Origin of the sequence: Aminivibrio pyruvatiphilus, from assembly GCF_004366815.1 — a bacterium.
Lineage (GTDB): Bacteria > Synergistota > Synergistia > Synergistales > Aminobacteriaceae > Aminivibrio > Aminivibrio pyruvatiphilus.
In genome coordinates this window covers 30,653-51,761 of sequence record NZ_SORI01000010.1, presented here as the reverse complement: position 1 = coordinate 51,761, position 21,109 = coordinate 30,653, and the positions used below count along the sequence as shown (strand labels likewise).

Below are 21,109 nucleotides of genomic sequence, written 5' to 3'. Positions count from 1 at the left end.
ATTCTATATGGTATTCTATTACTCTCAAGTTCAGGAAAAAGCGAGTGGTGCCCCATGGTCCGTACAGGAAACCAGTCCCCCGACATTTCGAAGAACGCCGTCCTCGCGGTTGCGGCGCTGACCGCCTTTCTGCCGCCCTTCATGCTCTCTTCGGTGAACATCGCCCTGCCCTCCATTCAGCAGGCGTACAGTGCGAGCGCCGTGTGGCTGAGCTGGGTGGCCACCTCATACCTGCTTTCTTCGGCGGTCTTCCTGATCCCGGCGGGAAAAATGGGGGATATCTGGGGACGAAAGCGCATCCTTGTTCTCGGAACATGGATATTCATCGTTTCAACGATTCTCTGTCCCCTGGCGCCCACCATGCCTTTCTTCATCTTTCTCAGGGCGGTGCAGGGAGCGGGAGGTTCCCTGATGCTGACCATGGGCATGGCCATTCTGACCTCCGTTTTCCCGTCGGCGGAGCGGGGGAAAGCCCTCGGTGTCAACGTGGCGTCCATCTACCTTGGGTCTTCCGCGGGGCCTTTTTTCGGCGGCCTTCTCATCGCGGCCTTCGGATGGGCCTCGGTCTTTTACGTGAACGCCCTTCTCGGGGCAGTCTCAATTTTCCTGCTGAAAACACGGGTTCCCTTTGAATGGCGGGAGGGGAGCAGCAAACGGCTCGATCTTCCCGGCTGTTTCATCTACGGGGCCTCTCTCGTCGCCGTCATGTACGGAGCTTCCATTCTTCCGTCCGTCTGGGGAATATCTCTCATGGCTGCGGGAGGCGTTCTTTTTGCGGTCTTTATCCGGAGGATGCTTCGGTCTGAAGACCCGCTGTTCGAGATCCGTCTTTTTTCCGGAAACCGGGTTTTTGCCTTTTCCAACGCGGCAGCGCTGATCAACTATGCCGCCACCTACTCCGTGGCCTTTCTTCTCAGCCTGTACCTTCAGTACATCAAGGGCATGTCCCCGTCGGAGGCGGGGGTGGTCATGGTAACCCAGCCTCTTCTGCAGGCTTTTCTCTCTCCCTATACCGGAAAACTTTCGGACAGGATTGAGCCGGGACTGCTCGCATCGGGGGGCATGCTGTCCACCGCCCTCGGACTTACCATTTTTGCCTTTCTCGGCAGGGAAACGCCCATGGCCTTCATTTTTACGGCTCTTATTCTGCTCGGCCTCGGTTTTGCCTTTTTTTCCTCGCCGAACACGAACGCCATAATGGGTTCCGTTCCGTCGAGGTTTTACGGTGCGGCCTCAGGCTCTGTGGGCACCATGCGGGTGCTGGGACAGATGACCAGCATGGCGGTTATCACCGTGGTCTTCGCCGCACTGCTCGGGAGCGAGCAGATCACTCCCGAACGGTACGGCACCTTTCTCGTCGTGGTGAAGATCAGTTTTTCCATTTCCTCCCTGTTGTGTTTTCTGGGGGTCTTCTTCTCATGGTTCCGGGGTAACCTTCACGGAGGGCATGCGGGCAAGGCGGAGCGTGAAGAAGGGCAATGACCCCGGCCGAAGTCCCGCGGCGTCAGATGAGGGTCAGCTGGGACTGATCACCAGGAGGGGTGTGCTTTTTCTCAAGAAGGGACATCGCCCTGTCCCGGTCGGTTTTTGCCAGGGCGGAAAAGACTTTTGAACGGAGCCTGAGAAATGCAGCGAAGTTTTCGGGGCTGCGGTTCTCCACGAAGGGGAGAAGTCTGTCGAGCATTGATGCGGCGGAACGGAGACGGGGTTCGTCAAGGTCACTTGAGCCGAGTAGGATCCGGATTTCCTCCAGGGCAAAGGGTCCTGGATCGTCAGCCTGCTCGCTTTCCGGAACCAGGTTTTCAGGGAGGATGGCGGCGAGCCGGTCAAGAAGGCCGATAATGCTTCCCGTCAGAGTTGCCCAGGATTTTCCGTCTGGAGGGGATTTCAGTGCGGCAAACCTGCCGTCCACGGTCCGGATGGCCGCCAGTATGTCCGAAAGGGCCTCTTCCCTGCACAACGGGCACAGGCTCCATGTGGAAAGGGAAAGAAAAGGACCGTCAGCGCCGCACTTCCTGCAGAGGGCCATGGGCTTCCACCTCCGTTTTTTTCCATTGTAGCAGAAAGCACGGCAGGGAGTTTCTGATCTGTGAGATAATAAATAAAACGTTCAGCCAGTATTCGGGGGTGAAAATCACTATGATCGACTTTTCAAAAGGATATTCTCTGGAGGAGTACTTCCGGAAGGGGTACGAGGAAGAGCGGGACCGGCAGAAAAGAGCCTGCGAACGAACCGTCTTCACCCCGGAGTTCGAAGAGGCCGTGAAGGGCGTGAAGCAGCCCGTCAACCTTGCTGCCTTCGCCGAAATCTACTGCCCGGACACGGTAGTGACCATGCCCTTTGTGAAAAGGGCTGCGGACCTCAACCCGCTCATCCGCCTGGCGGTGTTCGAGCGGGAGCCCTGGGCGAAGGATCTTGAGGCTTTCACTGGAGCCGCCAGGATACCTACGCTGCTCTTCTTCGACGGGGACATGAACCTCCGGGGGAAATACGTGGAGCTTCCTGACGGCCTGAAAGAGGAGATGCGGGATGCCGACCCGGGAGAAAGAAGCGCCATGACTCTGGAATACCGCAGGGGAAAATTCAACGGACTGATCCAGGAACAGTTCATCGCCATCCTTGCCGCGTTTTCTTCATGACGCCGGGAGCTGGCCGGGGCATGGCAATTCCGCGGAATTTCCCCGGGGAGACCGGGATGGGCTGATGTCTCTCGCAAGAGTTTTTCTGCTCTTCCTCCGCCTGGGAGCCTTTACTTTCGGCGGAGGAATCGTGATGATGGGCCTCCTCGAAAGGGAGCTCCGGGAGACGGACCGTTTTGCCCCGGGCGAGATCATGGACATGATGATTTTCGCCACCGCTTTTCCCGGTCCCATCGCTGTCAACCTCGCTCTCCTGGCGGGCCGGAAACTGGCCGGAAAGGCAGGTGCGATCGTTGCTGTTGCCGGCACGGTCCTTCCGCCCTTCCTCACCATTCTCTTCCTGGCGAAGGTCCTTCTTCTTTTTCTGAACACGCCTTCCGTCCGGGCGTTCTTTCTCGGAGCGGCCTGTGCGGTGGCGGTGATCATCGGGGGAGTAGTCTACGATATGACCCGGATTTCCTTTTCCGGAGGATGGAAGGATATGGTTGTCTTCGCCCTTGTATCGGCCGTTCTCCTCGGTTTTGGGCTCCATCCGTTCATAGCCCTCGGTGCGGGAGCGGCGCTCCGCCTCGCCCTCGGGGACGGGAAGCCGGAATGAGCGTTCTTTCCGTTCTCTTTTTTACCTTCATCCGCATCGGTCTCGGCGCCTTCGGCGGAGGGCTGGCGACAATCCCCTTCATCCACCATGAACTCGTCGCCTCCCATGCGTGGCTTAGTGAGAGGGAGTTTGCCGAGGTGGTCTCCCTGGCCCAGATGACTCCGGGGCCTGTGGCGGTCAATGCGGCAACGTACGTAGGCTATCGGCTTGCAGGCTTTGCCGGTTCCCTGGTGGCGACGCTTGCCGTGGTGGCCGCGCCCCTTGCCCTCGTCGCCGTTGCCGCGTGGCTCCTTTCCAGGGCGTCCGGACGGATGAAAGCAGGGGCGGAGCGGGTGCAGAAAGCTCTTCGCCCGGTTGTGGCCGCCATGCTGTTCGGCGCGTTCTGGATGGTGGTCCGTCCCCTGGCGGGTGACTGGAGACTCTGGCCTTTCACCCTCGTTCTTTTCGGGATGTCCAGGTTTTTCCCCTTCAGAAAATACCCCCAGCTTCTTCTTCTTGCCGCTGGGGCGGCGGGCATGGTTCTTCTTTAGAAAATGAATCTTCAGCTCCTGAAAGGATGATTCGCTAATGGAAATGAAAGTGGCTCTTGTGCACCTGACGTCCAGGACAGCGGAAGACCTTACCGTTCCGGAATCGGTGGTCCGGAAATTCATCGGAGGTTCAGGCCTCGGGACATACCTTCTTTTCAGGTACGGATCTCCGGCGGGGAACCCTCTCTCGCCCGACAATCCCCTTATTTTCATGAACGGCCCCTTCCAGGGAACGGGAATTCCCACCTCCGGGCGTCACCAGGTAATAAGCAAGTCACCCCTGACGGATGCCTTCGGAGAGTCCGACTGCGGAGGAGCCTTCGGATTCCATCTGAAAAGGGCCGGATATGACGGTCTTGTTTTTCTCGGAAAGGCTTCCTCCCCCGTATACGTGGCTGTTCTCGACGGCAGGGTGGAGATAAGGGACGGGACGTCCCTCTGGGGGAAGGACACCTTCGAGACGGAGGAGGCTCTCTTTGCCGCTGTGGGAAAACCCGCAGGCGTGGCCTGCATCGGTCCGGCGGGAGAGCGGATGGTGCTCCTGGCGAATATTATGCACGACGGGCGGAACGCCCGGGCTGCCGGCAGGGGCGGGATGGGGGCAGTCATGGGGTCCAAAAACCTCAAGGCGGTCGTGGCCAGAGGGAACGGCAGGACAGTCATGGCTGACGAGAAAAGGGTCCGGGGAAAATCAGCGGAGAAAGCGAAGTTCTATATGGAAAAACTGCCAGCCATGACCCGTTTCGGAACGGCCGGAGGGGTTGCCCTGGCTGAGCAGAACGGCGATCTCCCCCTGAAGAACTGGAGCATGGGAAGCTGGCCCGAAGAAGTGAAGAGCATAACCGGAGAGGCCATGGCCGAAACCATCCTTACGGGAAACTGGGGATGCGTGGCCTGTCCCATCCGGTGCGGAAGGGAAGTGGCCTTTGACGGCATATCAGGAGCAGGTCCCGAGTATGAGACCATAGGGATGCTCGGAAGCAACTGCCTCATCAGTGATCTGAAGGCCATCGGGAGGGGAAACGACCTCTGCAACCGCATGGGAATCGACACTATTTCGGGAGGTTCTGCGGTAGCCTTTTCCATGGAGCTCTTCGAACGGGGGATCATCGACGAAAAGACGGTCGGATATCCGCTGAAGTGGGGCGACGGAGAAGCCATGGTGAGGTTCCTCACCGACATCTCTGAGAAAAGGGGATTCGGTGCAGTTCTTGCTGAAGGTACCCGAAAGGCTGCGGAAAAGATCGGCAAGGGGGCGGAAAAGTATGCCATCCACTCCAAGGGCATGGATTTCCCGGCCCACGATCCAAGGTGCTACAAGAGCCTTGCGGCGGGCTACGCGACATCGAACAGGGGAGCGTGCCATCTCTCGGGCTTTTCCTATTCCTTCGAGAGGAGCATGACGTACCCCGAACTGGGAGTGGATACCGTTCTTGACCGGACGTTGGACGAGGGGAAGGGCAAGATCAACGTGGGGTTCCAGAACCTCATGGGGGTAGTGGATTCGCTGAAGATGTGCAAGTTCCCCTTCGCGGCCACGAGAATCGATGACCTCCTCGTCTGGATCGCCGGAGTTACCGGCTGGGACATGGACTACAGGGAGCTTATGACGGCAGGTGAGAGGATATTCAACCTCAAGAAGCTGTACAACATGGGCTGCGGTCTTTCTGCCAAGGATGACTCTCTCCCCGAAAGAATTCTCCGGGAGACCAGGGGCTCGGGAGGTTCGGCGGATACCCTTCCCGACCTTGAAGCACAGCTCCGGGAGTATTATTCGGAACGGGGGTGGACTGAGGAGGGAATTCCCCTGCCCGGCAAAATCGCCTCCCTCGGCCTGGAGGAATTTCTTTCCCAAATGAGCTAGGAACCGGGGCCGTTTTTCCCAAAACAGGCAGGCGGGCAGGAGGACCGGGTAGGTTTTCCGCCCGCCTTTCCGGGAACGGTGTCTCTGTCGAAAGCCGCGCGCACTGGGCTGTCCTTGTTCTCAGGGAGTATAATGAGGACTGCGGTTTCCTGTTTCAACCGGAATAATGCCTGAAGAAAGGAGAGAAAGAATGAAAAGAATCGGTTTGTACCTTGCCGCTTCGGCGCTTTTTCTCTTCCTTCTCGTCTGGGGAGTTGCTGCCGGAACGGATTGGTTTGTCATCTCGCGATGGAACGCAAAAGATTCCTCGGTGGTGGTCATTGAAAACCTGCTCGGAAGAAGAATCGATCCCGAATCAGGGGAAGGCGGCGAGTGGGAAAGCGAGTTTGTGAAGCTTCTCATCCTGTACAGGAGCGGCCCGAGGGCCGGATCACGGGAAGAGGTGGAAATAATGCAGCTTGCCGACAGCAGGCTCTCCCTCCTGCCCGGAAAAGAATATCTCCTCCTTGCTGATGCCTTCGACGACGGAACAGTCCAGTATTCCATAAGCGACCGGTACAGGGTTCCTGCCGTGGTAGGATTCATAACCTTCGCCTGCGGCATCCTCGTCATCGTCGCGGGGCGGTCGGGCTTCAAGGCTCTCGCGGGGCTTTTCCTGTCGCTCCTGTTCCTCATCGGGTGGTTCGTTCCCCGGTTAGCTTCGGGATACCCGCCCGTTCCCTTCGCCGTTCTCTCTGTGGCCGCCGTTTCAGTGGCGACCTGCTTTTTCGTCGTCAGGAAAAGAGAGCTGCGCCCCATTCCGGTTTTCGGCGCCGTGGGCGGAGCTGCCGGAGCCTCGATCACAGGATGGATAATGGTGTCCCTGTGGCAGCTTACGGGGTTGGAAAGCGACAGCGCTGCCCTCCTCGCGTCCACGTCTCCTGGTCTTTCCCTCAGAGGACTGCTCCTTGCCGCAGTCATGGTGGGATCCATAGGCGCGGTACTCGATGTGGCGGTTTCCGTGACCTCCTCCATGGGAGAACTGTACGAGTACGACCCCTCCATTCCCCGGAAAAGGCTCTGGAAGGCGGGACTCAGCGTAGGAAGTGATGTGCTGGGAAGCATGATCAACACTCTCATCCTCGCCTACCTTGGAAGCTCTCTGCCGTTTGTGGTGCTCATCGCCACCGAGGGGGCCGATTTCATAGGGCTCCTCAACGACCCGCACATCTCCCAGGAAATACTGAGGAGTGTTGCGGGGACGGTGGGGCTGCTTCTGACCATACCGGTTACCGCAGCGGCCGGAGTATGGTGGATTTCCAGCCGCCGGAAAGAACCGCCGGTTCCCGGTGACGGACTTGCTGACTGAATTTTCTCTTTGTGATAAAATCCTTCTCTAAGCTCAGAACACCCTGATGAAACAAAAGGTGCCGTACTGTCATTCCTTAAGGGCGGGTGTGGGGAAATATGTCCCATGAGAGAATGCCGGACACAGGATGTCGTATTTTCTTCGGCCCGGCGGCTATACGGAATCTTTTGCTTGCGGGTGTGCCTGGAACAGTATATTTCATCATGGAGGTGCTGCAATGAAAAGAATAGCAATAAACGGACTGGGTAGAATAGGGCGTCTCGTCCTTCGCTGCTATATGGATGCGAAACCCGAGGATTTCGAAATTGTCGCGCTGAACGATCTCACCCCCCCTTCGGAGATGGCCTATCTCATCAAGTATGATTCCATCCACCGCAAGGCCGGTTTTTCCGTGGAAGCTGCCGAGGGAGCTCTCGTCCTGGACGGAAAGTCCGTTCCCCTTTTCAGCGAAAAGGACCCCTCAAAACTTCCCTGGAAAGAACTGGGCGTGGATATAGTCCTTGAATGTACCGGCTTCTTTACAAAACGGGAAAAGGCCGCTGCCCATCTCGCAGCAGGGGCGAAGCGGGTCATCATAAGCGCTCCGGCGGACGATGCGGATCTGACCGTCGTTCTCGGCGTCAACGAAAAACTCTATGATCCCTCGAAGCATGCGGTGGTTTCGAACGCCTCATGCACAACGAATTCCCTGGCGCCGGTGACGAAAGTGCTTCATGAGGCCTTCGGCATCGAATCTCTCATGGGAACCACCATTCACGCCTACACGTCAACCCAGGTTCTCGTTGACGTTCCCAGGGGAGGCGGACGGAAAGGCCGCGCGGCTGCCGTTTCTCTCGTTCCGGCCACCACCGGGGCAGCCAAGGCCATGGTTCCCCTGTTCCCGGAACTGAAGGGCAGGATGGACATGATTTCTGTCCGTGTCCCCGTGGCTGATGGTTCCCTTACCGACATCGTGGTCCACCTGAAGAAGGAGGTCACCGTCGAATCCGTCAACTCGGCGCTGAAAGAGGCGGCCGAGGGCAGCCTGAAGGGAATCGTGGAATTCTGCGACGAAGAAATCGTCTCCGCCGACATCATCGGCAACACCCACTCGGGAATCGTCGATGCCCCTTCCACGAAGGTCATCATGGGACATATCGCGAAGGTGATGATCTGGTACGACAATGAATACGGCTACTCGAACAGGATGCTTGAACTCGCCATGTACATGGCAAGCCGGGAGTAACTATTCAAAAGCTTCCTGGTAACATTAATGAAAAGCGTGGACCGGTGTTTCCCGGACGGGGAACACCGGTTTTTTAGCGAAAATGTTCGCGAACCCGGAAAAAATCCTGTTTGCGGAAGAATAGACAGCAATTTTAGGTAAATTTCGGGCTGATGCGCCCTATTGCGCTAATTTGCTAGTTTTTTTATTGTAAAGATTATTACATGACAAAAAATAGCATAAATAATATATAAATAATGCTTTTCTGTGCTAAGATAAGCCCGCATCATTAACCTTTATGGAGGTGAAATGAATGACAAGGGTGGCCATCAATGGACTTGGCAGGGTTGGCCGGCTGGTTCTTCGCCGCTACATGGAGGTCAGACCGGAAGATGTTGAGATAGTAGCCCTTAACAAACCATCGTCTCCCCAGGAAATGGCATACTTCATCAAGTACGATTCAGTCCACGGAAAAGCTGATTTTTCAGTAGAACCTGGTGAAAACTCCCTGGTACTTGAAGGAAATGAAATTCCCCTCTTCAGCGAACGGGATCCCTCCAAACTCCCCTGGAAAGAACTGGAAGTCGATATTGTCCTCGAATGCACAGGACATTTTACCCGCAAAGAAAAAGCCCTTGCCCATATAGACGCTGGGGCGGAACGGGTCATAATCAGTGCTCCGTCAGAAAACGCCGACCTTTGCGTGGTCCTCGGCGTCAATGAAGACCAATATGAGCCGGAGAAGCACCGGGTGGTGTCCAATGCTTCCTGTACCACCAACTCTATTGCCCCGGCCATAAAGGTGCTGAACGACACCTTCGGCATCGATTTTCTCATGGGAACGACCATCCACGCCTATACGGCAACCCAGAAACTGTTGGATATCCCGAAAGGCGGATGCAGGAAAAACAGGGCTGCAGCCCTTTCCATGATCCCGGCGTCTACAGGCGCCGCGAAGGCCCTTGTCCCTCTCTTTCCGGAACTGAAGGGAAAAATGGGAATGTCCGCAGTTCGGGTTCCCGTAGCTGACGGGTCTCTTTCCGACCTGGTCGTTCATCTTCAAAGGGATGCTGACGAAGGAGAGGTCAACGAGGCCCTGGAAAGCGCCTCCAAAGGAGAGCTGAAAGGAATTCTCGAGTACAGCAGGGAAGAGCTTGTATCTGTGGATATCGTAGGGAATACCCATTCAGGCATCGTGGACTCTCTTTCGACGAAAATGCTGATGGGAAGGGTGGCAAAGGTGATGATCTGGTATGACAACGAATATGGATATGCAAGCCGTCTGCTTGAGCTTGCGCAGTTTATCGGGGCGAAAGAGTCCTCGGTCTGCGGTGTCAGCGCCTATTGACAGAGGTGATTGCACGTCCTCTCATTTAGAGGGGTCACGAAGGGTTTTCTTTGCAGAAGGCTTCCAGAGCTTCCACAATCTCCGGGTCATAGGCTTTTCCCGACAGGCCCCTGATTTCTTCCATGGCCTGGGCGGGTGAATGCTTCTTCCTGTAGGGCCGCTCGGAGGTCATGGCATCGAAGGCGTCCGCCACGGCAAGTATTCTGGCTTCGATGCAGATCCCGTCTTTTTTTACTCCAAGGGGATACCCCGTACCATCGAACCGTTCATGGTGCTGGAGAATGATTTCTGTTAGCGGCCACGGGAAATCCAGGGGAGAGAGAATGTCTTTCCCGAATTCAGGATGTTTTTTGACGAGCTCGTATTCTGCCGCAGTAAGCTTTGAGGGCTTGGACAGTATCTCCGCCGGAATATAAAGCTTGCCTATATCGTGCACAAGTCCGGCGTACCTGACGCCGAGGACTGTCTCTGAGGGAAGCCCGAGCCTTCGGGCAAGCCCTTCCGCAAGGGCCGAGACGTTTCTCTGGTGTCCCGACGTGGACACGTCCCGAAGTTCGCTGACCTGACAGAGGGCGAGAATGACGCCGGTGAAACGTTCGTTGATTACCCTGTGGTTCCTTTCCAGGGAGGCTTCGTCCTGGTAACGCTCCATGGCAGCGGCAAGAGCGTTTCGAAGAATATCAAAAACGGGCTCGGCCATATTCTCCCTCCAGTCCGGGGAGGGATCGGCGAGGGCCAGGAACCCCTGGAAGGAGTCCCGGAGAAACAGAGGGAGTACGGATACAGATGATATCCCCTTTTCAGCGATGGGGAACCATTCTTTTCTCTCGTTCTGGGGGAGGTCCGTCAGGCAGAGGGTGGCCGGCCTGACGGATTCTTCACGAAAGAGAAGCGATTTCCAGAGGAAGTCCTCCTCCTGCTCCGACGGAAACAGACCTGCCATGGATGGACTCTCCGCTGAAGACCGTACTTCCGTCTCTCGGGCCAGTATGCCCTTTCTTCCAGTGAGCCTGTACAGGGCCGCCGTTTTTGCCTTCGAGAGGATGAGGATGTCTTCAAGGGAAGCCCGCATGGCGTCGTGATAGCTCGGTGAGAGTATAAAACGGGAGGATATGGCGGAAAGGGTTTCCTGGAACAGCCCCCTCTCTTCAAGCCGCTTTTCCATTTCCTTTCGTTTGCTGATGTCCTGGACGAGGGAGCAGAAAATCTTCTCCGAGCCGGAAACAAGGGGAAAGGAGAGGTGGGTCGCAGGAATGGGGATGCCGTCCCTGTCAGGGATTTTCACTTCCCTGCTTTCTCCCCTGTCATCCCTGAAGAAGTCTTCGGGACGGAGGGTTCCTTTTTCCCAGGGAAGAAGGTCGGTTATGCTCGCGCCTTCGAGGTCCTCTTCAGAAAGGGCGAAGGTGGAGCGAAATACGGGGTTCGTTTCCAGCACATCTCCTGCTTCATTGTACACAACAACACCCTCGGGAGATCTCTGGAAGAGTTGTTCCCAGTATTCCGTCCTGTCCCTAAGATTTTTCTCGGTGCTTTTCCTTTTAGCGATCTTTCGCTTCAAAAAAAAGGCCAGGCCGCCCAGAAGGGCAAACAGTCCCAGGTAGAGGATCGTGAGGGGAAAATATCTGGCTGCCATCTCGGCGGGATCGTTCAGAATGACGCTTTTCTCTGAAAGGGCGCTTCTCGGGATTGAATGAAGCCGCATCTTCCGGTAGTCGAAAATCAGGTGGTCTGCCGTGGATTTTTCGGGCGGTATGGTTTCCACTTCTTCTCCAGAAAGGATCCTCACCGCCATCTCCCCAGCTTTTCTTCCCTTTTCGTACCCCTTCCCGGCCACGCTGGCCAGGGCGCCGAGGCGAACGCCCTCCTCACTCAGGGTATATACGGGCAGTGATGTGTTCCGCAGTATGAGGGCGAGGGTATCCAGCATGGTCATGGGGTTTCCGTCAGGCAGGGTGGTATGGGTTCCCAGCATGATGATCGTATTTGCCGGCAGTTCCCGGAGCGAATCCGCAAGCCGCCCGGCCGAAAAGCCGGAGAGGGGGATCAGGCGGGGGCGGACCCCCGAATTCACCAGGCTTGAGTTGAGCCGTGAAAGGTCCCTGAGCCCCGCCGGCGTAAGATCAGACACAAAGGCGACGGAAGCGCCGGGGTGGAGCCTCGCAATTTCGGAGATGAGAAGAGCATGGGCGGGGGCCGAACGGACTCCCGTTCCCCTGCTGTCCGGGAACACGGAAAAGAGATATTCGTTGGACAGGCCGCAGTACACAATAGGAGCTCCCCCGAAAAGCGCCGTCGTGTTTACAAGGGCGAATGAGACGGCCTCGTTCCCTGTCGCGATCACCACGGCGGGAGGGGAGGACGAGTATTTTGCCTCCAGGAGGTCCTTCAGACGGTCCACGTGGGTCGACCAGAAGGTACTCGTAATGTCCATGTATTCTATGAAGAACTCGGCTTTGACTGGCGAATCCGAAAAAACGGACAATATTCCGTCCGTTGCCCGGCGGGTCCATTCGTCGTCAGGAGAAAGGGTATGGAGCAGGACCACTTTCCTGTTTTCCGATGCAGCCGCCGGTTCGCGCCACACCGGAAAAAGAAGTGCCGGCAGAAGGAGAACGAGGACGGAGAGAAGTTTTTTTCCCTGCCGGGATGGGGCTGCCATGCCGCGGAACCTTCAGTTCTCCCGGCATGCGGCCGATGCCGCGCTTTCGCCGGCGACGTAGCCCGTGCTCCAGCACATCTGGAGGTTGAACCCGCCCGTGGGGCCGTCAAGGTCAAGAATTTCTCCTGCAAAGAAGAGGTTTTCCACGATCCTGGAGCCCATGGTCTTCGGATCGATTTCCCTGAGGTCCACGCCTCCGCTGGTAACGATGGACCAGTCAAAGCCGAGCAGTCCGTCGGGAGTCAGGGGGTACTCCTTGAGAAGATGGGCCAGATTCTTTTTTTCCTCTGCGGAAATGTATTCCGCCCTTTTATCGGGGGGAATGGGTGCCTTTTGCACCACCGCAGGAATCAGTCCCCCTGGAAGCAGGTCCTTCAGGCAGTCCTGGAACATTTTTCCCGCGTATTTTTCCAGGTCCCTCCCGATGCGTGCCGTGAGCACATCCATGGTCAGGGCAGGCTTCAGGTCAAGGAAGAGAGCCGCGTTTCCTGCGGCGCAGGCGTCACCTATTTCTCTGCTCATGTCCATGGCAATGGGTCCGCTGATGCCGAAATGAGTCAGAAGCAGTTCCCCGAAGCGCCTGGATATTACTGTTCCGTCCTTCAGGAGGGTAAGGGAAACGTTTTTCAGGTTCAGTCCCCGGGCTGAAAGAGGCCACTTTTCCTTCAGCCGGACGGGACAGAGGGCAGGCACCGGCTGGACGACCTCGTGGCCGGCTCTTTTGGCAAACCTGTATCCGTCCCCTGTCGACCCCGTTTTGGGAAAGGATCTTCCCCCCGTGCAGATTACGAAGGCATCCCCCTCGACTTCCTGTCCCCGCAGGATGAACCGGAGGGCCCTTCCGTCTCTGATTTCCAGGTTGAGGGCTTCCCTGTTCCGGTATACGGTGACCCCTCCCTGGCGGATGTAGTCGATGAGGCAGTTGATTACTTTTTCGGAACCTCCCTTTTCGGGAAAAACACGTTTTCCCCGTTCCACCTTCGTTTTGAGTCCCCGGGAGGAAAAAAAATCCAGGGTTTCCGCGGGACCGAAACGGGAAAAGGCCGAGTAAAGAAATTTCCCCTTCGGTCCGAAGGCCGAGAGAAAGGTTTCCATGTCCTCTTCGGCACTTGTAAGGTTGCACCTGCCCTTGCCGCTGAGCAGGAGTTTCGCGCCGAGGGTCTGGTTTTTCTCCACCAGGATGACCCGGGCTCCTTTTTCCGCGGCCCGCCCGGCCGCCATGAGGCCTGCGGCTCCGCCCCCGATGACTACGACTCTCGGTCCGCTCATTTTTTCTTCCTCCCCCCATGTCCTTTCATGGACAGGGCAATGCGGTTCCTGGCGCGGTCCACGTCAAGGACCGAGACCTCCACCCTTTGTCCGGGCCGGAGTCCCGATTCCGTTCCTCCGGGCAGGTGCTTCCTGTGCACCAGCCCGTCCTGGTGGACGCCGATGTCGACAAAGGCGCCGAAGGAGGTGATGTTCGTCACCACTCCGGGGAGCGTCATGCCCGGGGCGAGATCGTCGATTTTTTCGATTCCCTCGGTGAAGGAATAGATCTCGAAGGTCTGCCGGGGATCCCGTCCAGGACGTTCAAGCTCCGCAAGGATATCCGTGAGGGTCGGGAGACCCGCGTCGCCTGAAATATATCGTTCCGGGTCGATGAGGCTCCTCTTCCCGGGATCCTTCATCAGTTCCGAAACGGAGCAGCCGAGATCGGCCGCCATCCGTTCCACGATGGGGTACCGTTCGGGGTGGACGGCACTGCGGTCAAGAGGGTCAGGGCCCCCGGAAACCCGGAGGAACCCGGCTGCCTGCTCGAAGGTCTTCGGCCCGAGGCGGGGGACGTTCAGCAGCTCCTTCCGGGTTGAGAAGGGACCGTTGGCCTCCCTGTACTTCATTATCTGACCGGCCGTGGACTGCCCGAGACCCGAAACGGAGGAGAGAAGCTCCAGGCTTGCAGTATTCAGGTCCACGCCCACGGCATGAACGCAGAACTCCACCACCGTATCGAGAGACTTCTTCAGCTCCTTCTGGTCCACGTCATGCTGGTACTGTCCCACGCCGATGGACTTGGGATCGATCTTCACCAGTTCTGCCAGGGGATCGAGAAGTCTCCGCCCGATGGAAACGGCTCCGCGGACGGTAAGATCGTACTCGGGAAACTCTCTTCTTGCAGTTTCGGAAGCGGAGTATACGGAAGCCCCGCTTTCGTTCACCATGGTTATGATGATGGATGAAGGCAGGCCGAGCCCGCGGAGGAACCGCTCCGTCTCTCTTCCCGCGGTGCCGTTGCCCACGGCTATGGCTTCAATTTCGTATTTTTCCGCAGCACGGAGGATGGTGTCGGCGCTTCCCTTTTCGTCTCCACGGGGGGGATGGGGATAGATCACCCCGTGATGGAGAAGGTCACCCTGCCTGTTCAGGCAGACAAACTTGCACCCGGTCCTGAATCCGGGGTCTACGGCAAGAATGTTTTTCGGGCCGAGGGGGGGGGCGAGGAGCACTTCCTTCACGTTGCCCGCAAAAACGGAGATGGCCTCCCGGTCGGCCTTTTTCTTCAAGGCGTTCCTCAGTTCCGTTTCCATGGACGGAGCGAGAAGACGGCGGTAGCCGTCGACGATTCCCCGGTCCACAAGGACGGAGTCGGGGCCGCTGCCGAGAAGAAATATTTCCCTGAGTATCCTCAGCGCCTCGTCCTCGGGAGGAAGGACGGAGAGGCTGAGGAATTTTTCCTTTTCTCCCCGGAACATGGCCAGGATCCTGTGGGACGGAGCCGGGGCGGCCGGTTCCTCCCAGGAGAAGTAATCTCTGAACTTGGCCCCTTCCTCTTCCTTTCCTTTAGCGACGGAACTCCGTATTTTCCCCCGCCTTCCGAAAAGAAGCCGCATCTTCCTCCGCGCCTCGCCGTGTTCGCTTATCCGCTCGGCGATGATGTCGAGCGCTCCCTGAAGGGCCTCCTCTTCCGAAGCCACTCCTCTTTCTTCGGAAACAAAAGAGAGGGCGAGAGCGGCCGGGTCGTCACCCTTCTGGAGCAGCAGACGTTCTGCGAGGGGTGCCAGTCCCTTTTCCTCGGCCATGGATGCCCGCGTTCTTCGCTTGGGACGGAAGGGAAGGTATATGTCTTCGAGGATGGTCAGGGAAGGGGCGTTCCTGATCTGTTCTTCGAGAACGGATGAAAGAAGGCTCCGTTCCTCAAGAGAGGAGAGCACCGCTTTTTTTCTCGCTTCAAGTTCTTCGAGCCTGGCATAGCGCTCCTTTATGGCAAAAATGGCCTCTTCATCGAGGGAGCCCGTGGCTTCCTTCCGGTACCGTGCGATAAAGGGAACGGTGGCGTCCTGCTCGAGAAGGGACAGAACCGCTTCCACGGACGAAGGGGCAATTTTCAGCTCCTGGGAAACGCGCTGGGCGATGTGGGCGTTCATTCAAAGCCTCCGGTTCTTTTTTTCTCATTCTAGCACGGCAGGAAAAGGGGGGCTATATCATGGTAGAATCTGCCTGGAAGAGAGGGGCCGCTCATGGATAAAAACTGGTGGATGCCGCTGTACGGCGTCTTTTTGGGAATATATGTTCCGCCAGAGGTCAGGGAGCTGAAGGGCGATCTGGTCATGCACCTCGCCGATACACCATCGACCGTCTACGGGGCGGTTCGCAGGCTTGTGAAGGTACTTTCTCCCCGGTGGATAGTGCATACGGGCGACCTGGCCGATGACGTGAAGCTTGAACTCTCCCCGGGGGAACTGCCGAGATACAGGGCCAAGCTGGAGCATCTCAGGCGGGCTCTGGAAGGAGATGATTCCCCTGGCCTGGTCTTTGTCACCGGAAATCACGACAACGAGGCCACGGTCAGAGAATTTTTTCCGGAAAGCCTGGTCTTCAGGGACCGGGGACGGATCGAACTCTGCGGAGAGGGTTTCAACCTCAGCCATGACATGTCCGGTCTTGAGGAGCCCCCGCTCAGATACAATCTTTTCGGCCATGAGCCGTCGCAGGCGGACTGTTCCGAACAGGGGCGCTTTTTCTTAAACGGGCTTCTGGGCGTACATATCATTTCTCTTTCCCTGGGAAAGGTGTACTGTCTGCCCTATCCCGGATATGTGGATGACGGACGGCTGGGACGGAGAAAAAGGGGATTGTGACCAAAAAGGGGGGAGTGGCGTGCTTTCCATCGTCCGAGGAGGACCGCGCATCCTGCTGCTGAAAGGGAACGAAGCCGCAATGAAATCCCTGGTTTCTTCGAAATTCCGGTGCACGGAGCACACTCTTGAAGGCGCTTTTGACAGCGCGGGAGAAGGGCAGTCCGTGATTCTCTTCCGGGGAGGCCCCCGGGGAGACGACCGCCGGTTCCTCATGGCCGCCGCCGCCGCCGATGAGATTCTTGCCCTTTTCCTGAACAGCGGGTATGAAGCCTGGCCGTTGTCGGTGAGAATCATGCCCCGTCTTCTTTTTTTCCGGGTCTTCGGGGAAAAGGAACGGGTTATCGGCCAGATAGCCCGCGACTACTCGGCGGAACGGGGAAGACTCCGGTCTGTCCTTCGTGTTGCCAGGAAGGGGAGCATCGCGGTCTGTTTTACGGCGAAGCCGCTGAACAGATCCCTCTCAATTGCCGACATGATGGACGAAGTGCTCCACGTGGAGGGAGTCTCCTTCGAAAAACTGCTCAACTCCCTCCGCAGCAGGGCACTGTGGTATTTCAGCGAAGGGCTGGAGAACCGTCAGTGGAACGAGCTTGAGATACGGATCTATGATTCCTGGGGCCGCTATCTCGACCATTACGAACGGCTCCGCGCCGTTCTTGAAAGTCTCGAAGCCGGCATGATCCTCGGGGAGGGGTGGGGAAAGGATTACGCCCACATCCTCATGGCGGTGAAAATATACCGTCTGAGGCTCTTTACCTTTCTCCCGGCACAGACGATAAAGGAGATCCTTATGGGGCTTGAATACGGGGCGGACGGCTCCCGCCTGGTCGACTTCGACCTGTTCAGCGGAAAAGAAAAGATCTCCTGGGGCGGGATCGGCGGAAAATCGAAGACACGGGGTGACAGGGGTTCCATTGGAACGGACCTCAGAGCGCAGCTTTTTTCCCAGCTATTTCCGGAGGACAGAAAACACCTCGAAGAGTGGGAGCGCCGGATACTCCGGCGGCGGACGGGAGAAGGGAGAACTGATCCATCAGAAAGGAAGTAATTGTATTTTCTTCTTGCAAAGAACTTAACTCTGCGATTATACTTATTTGAAAACTTTGCGTTGGTTTTTTGCGGGCCTTCAGGCTTCATGGTTTTATGATTGCATCTGATCACAATTCGGGTCGTCAACCAATGAAGGAGGTCTTTTCTATGGAAGTTCTCAAGGTCTCTGCCAAGTCACAGCCCAAATCCGTTGCAGGAGCCATTGCTGCGGTGCTGCGGGAAAAGGGGGCTGTGGAGGTACAGGCAGTAGGCGCAGGGGCGGTCAACCAGTCGGTGAAGTCTATTGCCATAGCCCGGGGATATGTGGCGCCGAACGGCATCGATCTCGTATGCATCCCTGCCTTTTCCAAGATATCCATTGACGATGAAGAGAGGACGGCCATCAAGTTCCAGCTCGAATCGCGGTAGAACCGCAGAAGCAAGGAAAGCCCCGGCCGCAGGAGCCGGGGCTTTCCTTTTCCCTGCGGCTTCCCGGGAAAAATACAGATCCGGTGTGGAAAATGAACCCTACGTTGAGGTATACTATCCTGCATAATGTATATCCGGCGCTTTCCCTCTTTATCAGAAAAGAGGAGAAGGTCCTGCCGGCAGGAGGAGATAACATGTCGGAAATCAGTGCCCCCAAGGGGGTTCGGGATATACTTCCCTTTGAATCGTGGAAATGGGACTACGTCTTCGGTGTTCTCCGGAAGACTGCGGTGGATTTCGGCTTTTCCGAGGTTCACCTGCCCATTTTCGAACACACCGAGCTTTTTTCAAGGGGCATAGGCGACACGACTGACGTGGTGGAAAAAGAGATGTACACCTTCACCGACAAGGGGGGACGGAGCATCACCCTTCGTCCGGAGGCTACGGCCTCCATGGTCCGCTCCTATCTTGAACACAGGATGGGAACCCTTCCCCAGCCGGTCAAAATGTGGTGCGCAGGCCCCATGTTCAGATATGAACGCCCCCAGAAAGGCCGCTACAGGCAGTTCTGGCAGGTCGATTTTGAAAGCCTCGGCTCCGCCTCCCCCTATGCCGATGCGGAGATCATCGCCCTGTCCCTGGAGGTTTTCAGACGGCTGGGCCTGTCCCGGCTCGAAGTGGTCATCAATTCCGTTGGATGTCCTGCATGCCGTCCTGATTACAGGCAGCGACTGAAAGGGTATTTCTCCTCCAGGGAAGGAGACCTTTGCGAAACCTGCCGGGACAGGATGGACAGGAATCCCCTGAGGATTCTTGACTGTAAGAAGGAGTCCTGCCGGGAAGTCACGGAGGACGCTCCTTCCGTATACGAAAGTCTATGTTCCGAATGCAGGGAGCATTTCGACGCCGTCAGGTCATCTCTCGACGGGCTGGGGGCGGTTTACCGTATGGACAAACGCCTTGTCAGGGGACTTGACTATTACACGAAAACCGCCTATGAAGTACTCTCCGGAGCCTTGGGGTCCCAGAACGCCGTGTGCGGAGGAGGCCGGTATGACAATCTCGCCGAAGCCATCGGGGGTCCCCATGTCCCCGGCGTGGGTTTTGCCGCCGGAGTGGACCGTATTCTCATGGTCATGGAGCAGGAAGGGTGTTCTTTCGGAGAAGAGCCCCTGCTTGACGTGTTCGGCGTCGCTCTGGATTCCCGCTCGAGAGCCGGCATTCTTTCCGTGGTGGATCATCTGAGAAAAAACGGCATTTCGGCGGACATGGATTTCAACGATCGGAGCATGAAAGCCCAGATGAAAGCGGCTTCGGCCAGAAACGCGCGGCTGGTCTGCATCATCGGCGAGGATGAACTCGCCCGGGGGACGGTGGCGGTGAAGAACCTCACCACGGGAGAACAGCAGGAAATCCCCGGAGAAGGTCTGGCGGAAGCGGTAAAGGAAATGCTCTCTACCCTGAAAGGGTAAAGAACCCGGGTTGTTGTGAGAGGAAGGGTCCCATGGAAGGAACATATCGTCATTTTGACGGCAACTGGCAGCGAACCACTTATTGCGGCATGGTCTCCGGCAGGGCGGGAGAAGAGATTCCGGCGGCAGTGAACGGATGGGTCCGCAGAAGGCGGGATCTCGGAGGCCTTATATTCATCGAGTTATGGGACCACACCGGGGTGGTCCAGGTAGTCTTCAATCCCGAGCTGACTCCGGAAGTTCACGAACGGGCTGGAGACCTCCGCAGCGAATTTGTTCTTGCCGTCCGGGGAAAAATCCGCCCGCGGCCGGAAGGAACGGCCAACCCCTCCATGAAGACGGGGGACTGGGAGATCGTGGCGGAGGACTTCCTTCTTCTGTCGCCCGCCGCCCCCCTTCCCTTTGAAATTTCCGAGGCCACTGACCGGGTTGACGAGAACCTCAGGCTGCGCCACAGGTATCTTGATCTCCGCAGGGAGAGGATGCAGCGCAACCTCAGAATCCGGCACAGGATATCCATGTATACGAGAAACTTTCTTTCGGGAGAGGGATTCCTCGAAATTGAGACTCCCATGCTGACTCTTTCCACCCCTGAGGGTGCCAGGGACTACCTTGTCCCGAGCCGGGTGAATCCGGGCACTTTCTATGCGCTTCCCCAATCGCCCCAGATATTCAAGCAGATCCTTATGATCAGCGGATTCGACCGCTACTTCCAGATAGTGAAATGCTTCCGGGACGAAGACCTGCGCGCCGACCGCCAGCCCGAGTTCACCCAGGTGGACATCGAGATGAGCTACCTCACTGAGGAAAACATCTATTCCCTTATGGAAGGCTACATGAAGGGGCTCTTCAAGGAAATTCTGGGCGTGGATATTCCCGTCCCCTTCCGCAGAATGCCCTACTGGGAGGCCATGGACCGCTTCGGAAGCGACAAGCCCGACCTTAGGATTCCCTTTGAAATTGCCGACCTCTCTCCCGTATTTTCCGGGGCGGGATTCGAGCCCTTCCGGGACACCCTTGCGGCGGGGGGGTACGTCAGGGGGCTTCCTCTTCCCGGCGGCGCTTCTTTATCGAGAAAGAATCTTTCCGACGTGGAGGAAAAGGCGAAAAAACTCGGTGCCAGGGGACTTGCGGCTTTCCAGCTGAAAGACGGGGCTCTCAAGGGACCCCTCGTAAAGTTCCTTGACGAAGGGCAGCAGAAGCACCTGGTAAAAATATCCGGACTTCAGGAGGGCGGCGCTCTCTTTGTCCTTGCCGGCGGCGACCGGAGGGAAGTGTCGGAGATCCTCGGTTCCCTTCGCCTTGATCTCGCCAGGGAACACGGACATGTCGCCTGTGACAGGTGGGAGTTTCTCTGGGTCGTTGAATTCCCCCTCTTCGAAAAGGATGAAGAGGCCGGCCGCTGGGCGGCGGTGCACCACCCCTTCACCTCACCAGTGCCGGAGGATATCGCCCTCATGGATACGGACCCAGGCACGGTCAGGTCCCGTGCTTACGACTGCGTGCTGAACGGAAACGAAGTCGGCGGTGGGTCCATAAGGATCCACGACCCGGCGGTCCAGGAAAAGGTCTTTTCCTGTCTCTCCTTTACCAGGGAGGATGCCCGGGCCCGGTTCGGCTTCCTTCTTGACGCTCTCGCTTCCGGCACGCCGCCCCACGGAGGCATAGCCCTCGGCCTGGACAGGCTGACCATGCTTCTCTGCGGAGCATCCTCCATACGGGATGTCATGGCCTTCCCGAAGACCCAGAAAGCCCAGTGCCTCATGTCGGGGGCCCCTTCTCCGGTCTCGCCGGAACAGCTTGATGAACTCCGGATCTGCTCTGTTGCAGAAGAGAAAAAATAAGAAGACATCCGCGGGCTCTCCCGTAC

General features: G+C 57.2%; 17 protein-coding genes. 13 read left to right on the top strand and 4 right to left on the bottom strand.

Features of this window, described 5'->3' with window-relative positions:
- Positions 1 to 54: 54 nt before the first annotated feature.
- Positions 55 to 1,482, top strand: coding sequence for an MFS transporter (locus C8D99_RS08775; RefSeq protein WP_133957767.1), 1,428 nt, complete (start codon positions 55 to 57; stop codon positions 1,480 to 1,482).
- Positions 1,483 to 1,504: 22 nt separating this feature from the next.
- Here C8D99_RS08775 and C8D99_RS08770 read toward each other — a convergent pair whose 3' ends face one another.
- Complete coding sequence (locus tag C8D99_RS08770; protein WP_133957766.1) at positions 1,505 to 2,029, bottom strand: hypothetical protein; 525 nt, start codon at positions 2,027 to 2,029, stop codon at positions 1,505 to 1,507.
- Between the two features lie 110 nt (positions 2,030 to 2,139).
- On the opposite strand from C8D99_RS08770, the gene C8D99_RS08765 reads away from it, so the two are divergent.
- From C8D99_RS08765 to gap (C8D99_RS08735), 7 genes are all read left to right on the top strand, one after another.
- Complete coding sequence (locus tag C8D99_RS08765; protein WP_166670095.1) at positions 2,140 to 2,640, top strand: thioredoxin family protein; 501 nt, start codon at positions 2,140 to 2,142, stop codon at positions 2,638 to 2,640.
- Positions 2,641 to 2,704: 64 nt separating this feature from the next.
- The gene (locus C8D99_RS08760; protein WP_133957764.1) at positions 2,705 to 3,238 is read left to right on the top strand and encodes a chromate transporter; all 534 of its coding nucleotides are present in this window, start codon (positions 2,705 to 2,707) and stop codon (positions 3,236 to 3,238) included.
- Positions 3,235 to 3,768 carry a chromate transporter gene (locus tag C8D99_RS08755; protein ID WP_166670094.1) on the top strand — a complete coding sequence of 178 codons (534 nt, stop codon included), beginning with the start codon at positions 3,235 to 3,237 and terminating at the stop codon, positions 3,766 to 3,768. The genes C8D99_RS08760 and C8D99_RS08755 overlap by 4 nt, the downstream gene beginning before the upstream one ends.
- Positions 3,769 to 3,805: 37 nt before the next feature.
- On the top strand, positions 3,806 to 5,632 hold the full coding sequence (locus tag C8D99_RS08750) for an aldehyde ferredoxin oxidoreductase family protein (RefSeq protein ID WP_133957762.1): 1,827 nt from the start codon (positions 3,806 to 3,808) through the stop codon (positions 5,630 to 5,632).
- Positions 5,633 to 5,822: 190 nt separating this feature from the next.
- On the top strand, positions 5,823 to 6,980 hold the full coding sequence (locus C8D99_RS08745) for a YibE/F family protein (RefSeq protein ID WP_166670093.1): 1,158 nt from the start codon (positions 5,823 to 5,825) through the stop codon (positions 6,978 to 6,980).
- 217 nt (positions 6,981 to 7,197) lie between these two features.
- Complete coding sequence (gene gap, locus C8D99_RS08740) at positions 7,198 to 8,205, top strand: type I glyceraldehyde-3-phosphate dehydrogenase (protein ID WP_133957760.1); 1,008 nt, start codon at positions 7,198 to 7,200, stop codon at positions 8,203 to 8,205.
- A gap of 292 nt (positions 8,206 to 8,497) precedes the next feature.
- The gene (gene gap, locus C8D99_RS08735; RefSeq protein ID WP_133957759.1) at positions 8,498 to 9,532 is read left to right on the top strand and encodes a type I glyceraldehyde-3-phosphate dehydrogenase; all 1,035 of its coding nucleotides are present in this window, start codon (positions 8,498 to 8,500) and stop codon (positions 9,530 to 9,532) included.
- Between the two features lie 34 nt (positions 9,533 to 9,566).
- On the opposite strand, the gene C8D99_RS08730 is transcribed toward gap (C8D99_RS08735), so the two are convergent.
- From C8D99_RS08730 to C8D99_RS08720, 3 genes are read right to left on the bottom strand one after another with little or no spacing between them, the layout of a single operon-like run.
- Positions 9,567 to 12,191, bottom strand: a complete 2,625-nt coding sequence (locus C8D99_RS08730) for an ABC transporter substrate binding protein (protein WP_133957758.1) — start codon at positions 12,189 to 12,191, stop codon at positions 9,567 to 9,569.
- Between the two features lie 12 nt (positions 12,192 to 12,203).
- Positions 12,204 to 13,460: a BaiN/RdsA family NAD(P)/FAD-dependent oxidoreductase gene (locus C8D99_RS08725; protein WP_133957757.1), complete on the bottom strand. Its 1,257-nt coding sequence runs from the start codon at positions 13,458 to 13,460 to the stop codon at positions 12,204 to 12,206.
- Entirely contained in the window at positions 13,457 to 15,595 is a 2,139-nt protein-coding gene (locus tag C8D99_RS08720; protein ID WP_133957756.1) for a Tex family protein, read from the bottom strand. Before C8D99_RS08720 ends, C8D99_RS08725 begins: the two co-directional genes overlap by 4 nt.
- Positions 15,596 to 15,688: 93 nt before the next feature.
- On the opposite strand from C8D99_RS08720, the gene C8D99_RS08715 reads away from it, so the two are divergent.
- From C8D99_RS08715 to aspS, 5 genes are all read left to right on the top strand, one after another.
- Entirely contained in the window at positions 15,689 to 16,309 is a 621-nt protein-coding gene (locus C8D99_RS08715; protein WP_133957755.1) for a metallophosphoesterase family protein, read from the top strand.
- Positions 16,310 to 16,328: 19 nt separating this feature from the next.
- Positions 16,329 to 17,357 carry a hypothetical protein gene (locus C8D99_RS08710; protein ID WP_133957754.1) on the top strand — a complete coding sequence of 343 codons (1,029 nt, stop codon included), beginning with the start codon at positions 16,329 to 16,331 and terminating at the stop codon, positions 17,355 to 17,357.
- A gap of 149 nt (positions 17,358 to 17,506) precedes the next feature.
- Positions 17,507 to 17,767, top strand: coding sequence for a stage V sporulation protein S (locus C8D99_RS08705; RefSeq protein ID WP_133957753.1), 261 nt, complete (start codon positions 17,507 to 17,509; stop codon positions 17,765 to 17,767).
- 194 nt (positions 17,768 to 17,961) lie between these two features.
- A complete protein-coding gene (gene hisS, locus C8D99_RS08700; protein ID WP_133957752.1) occupies positions 17,962 to 19,239 on the top strand; it encodes a histidine--tRNA ligase in 1,278 nt (425 codons plus the stop codon).
- A 32-nt stretch (positions 19,240 to 19,271) separates the two neighbouring features.
- Positions 19,272 to 21,083, top strand: coding sequence for an aspartate--tRNA ligase (gene aspS, locus C8D99_RS08695; RefSeq protein WP_133957751.1), 1,812 nt, complete (start codon positions 19,272 to 19,274; stop codon positions 21,081 to 21,083).
- Positions 21,084 to 21,109: the final 26 nt, after the last annotated feature.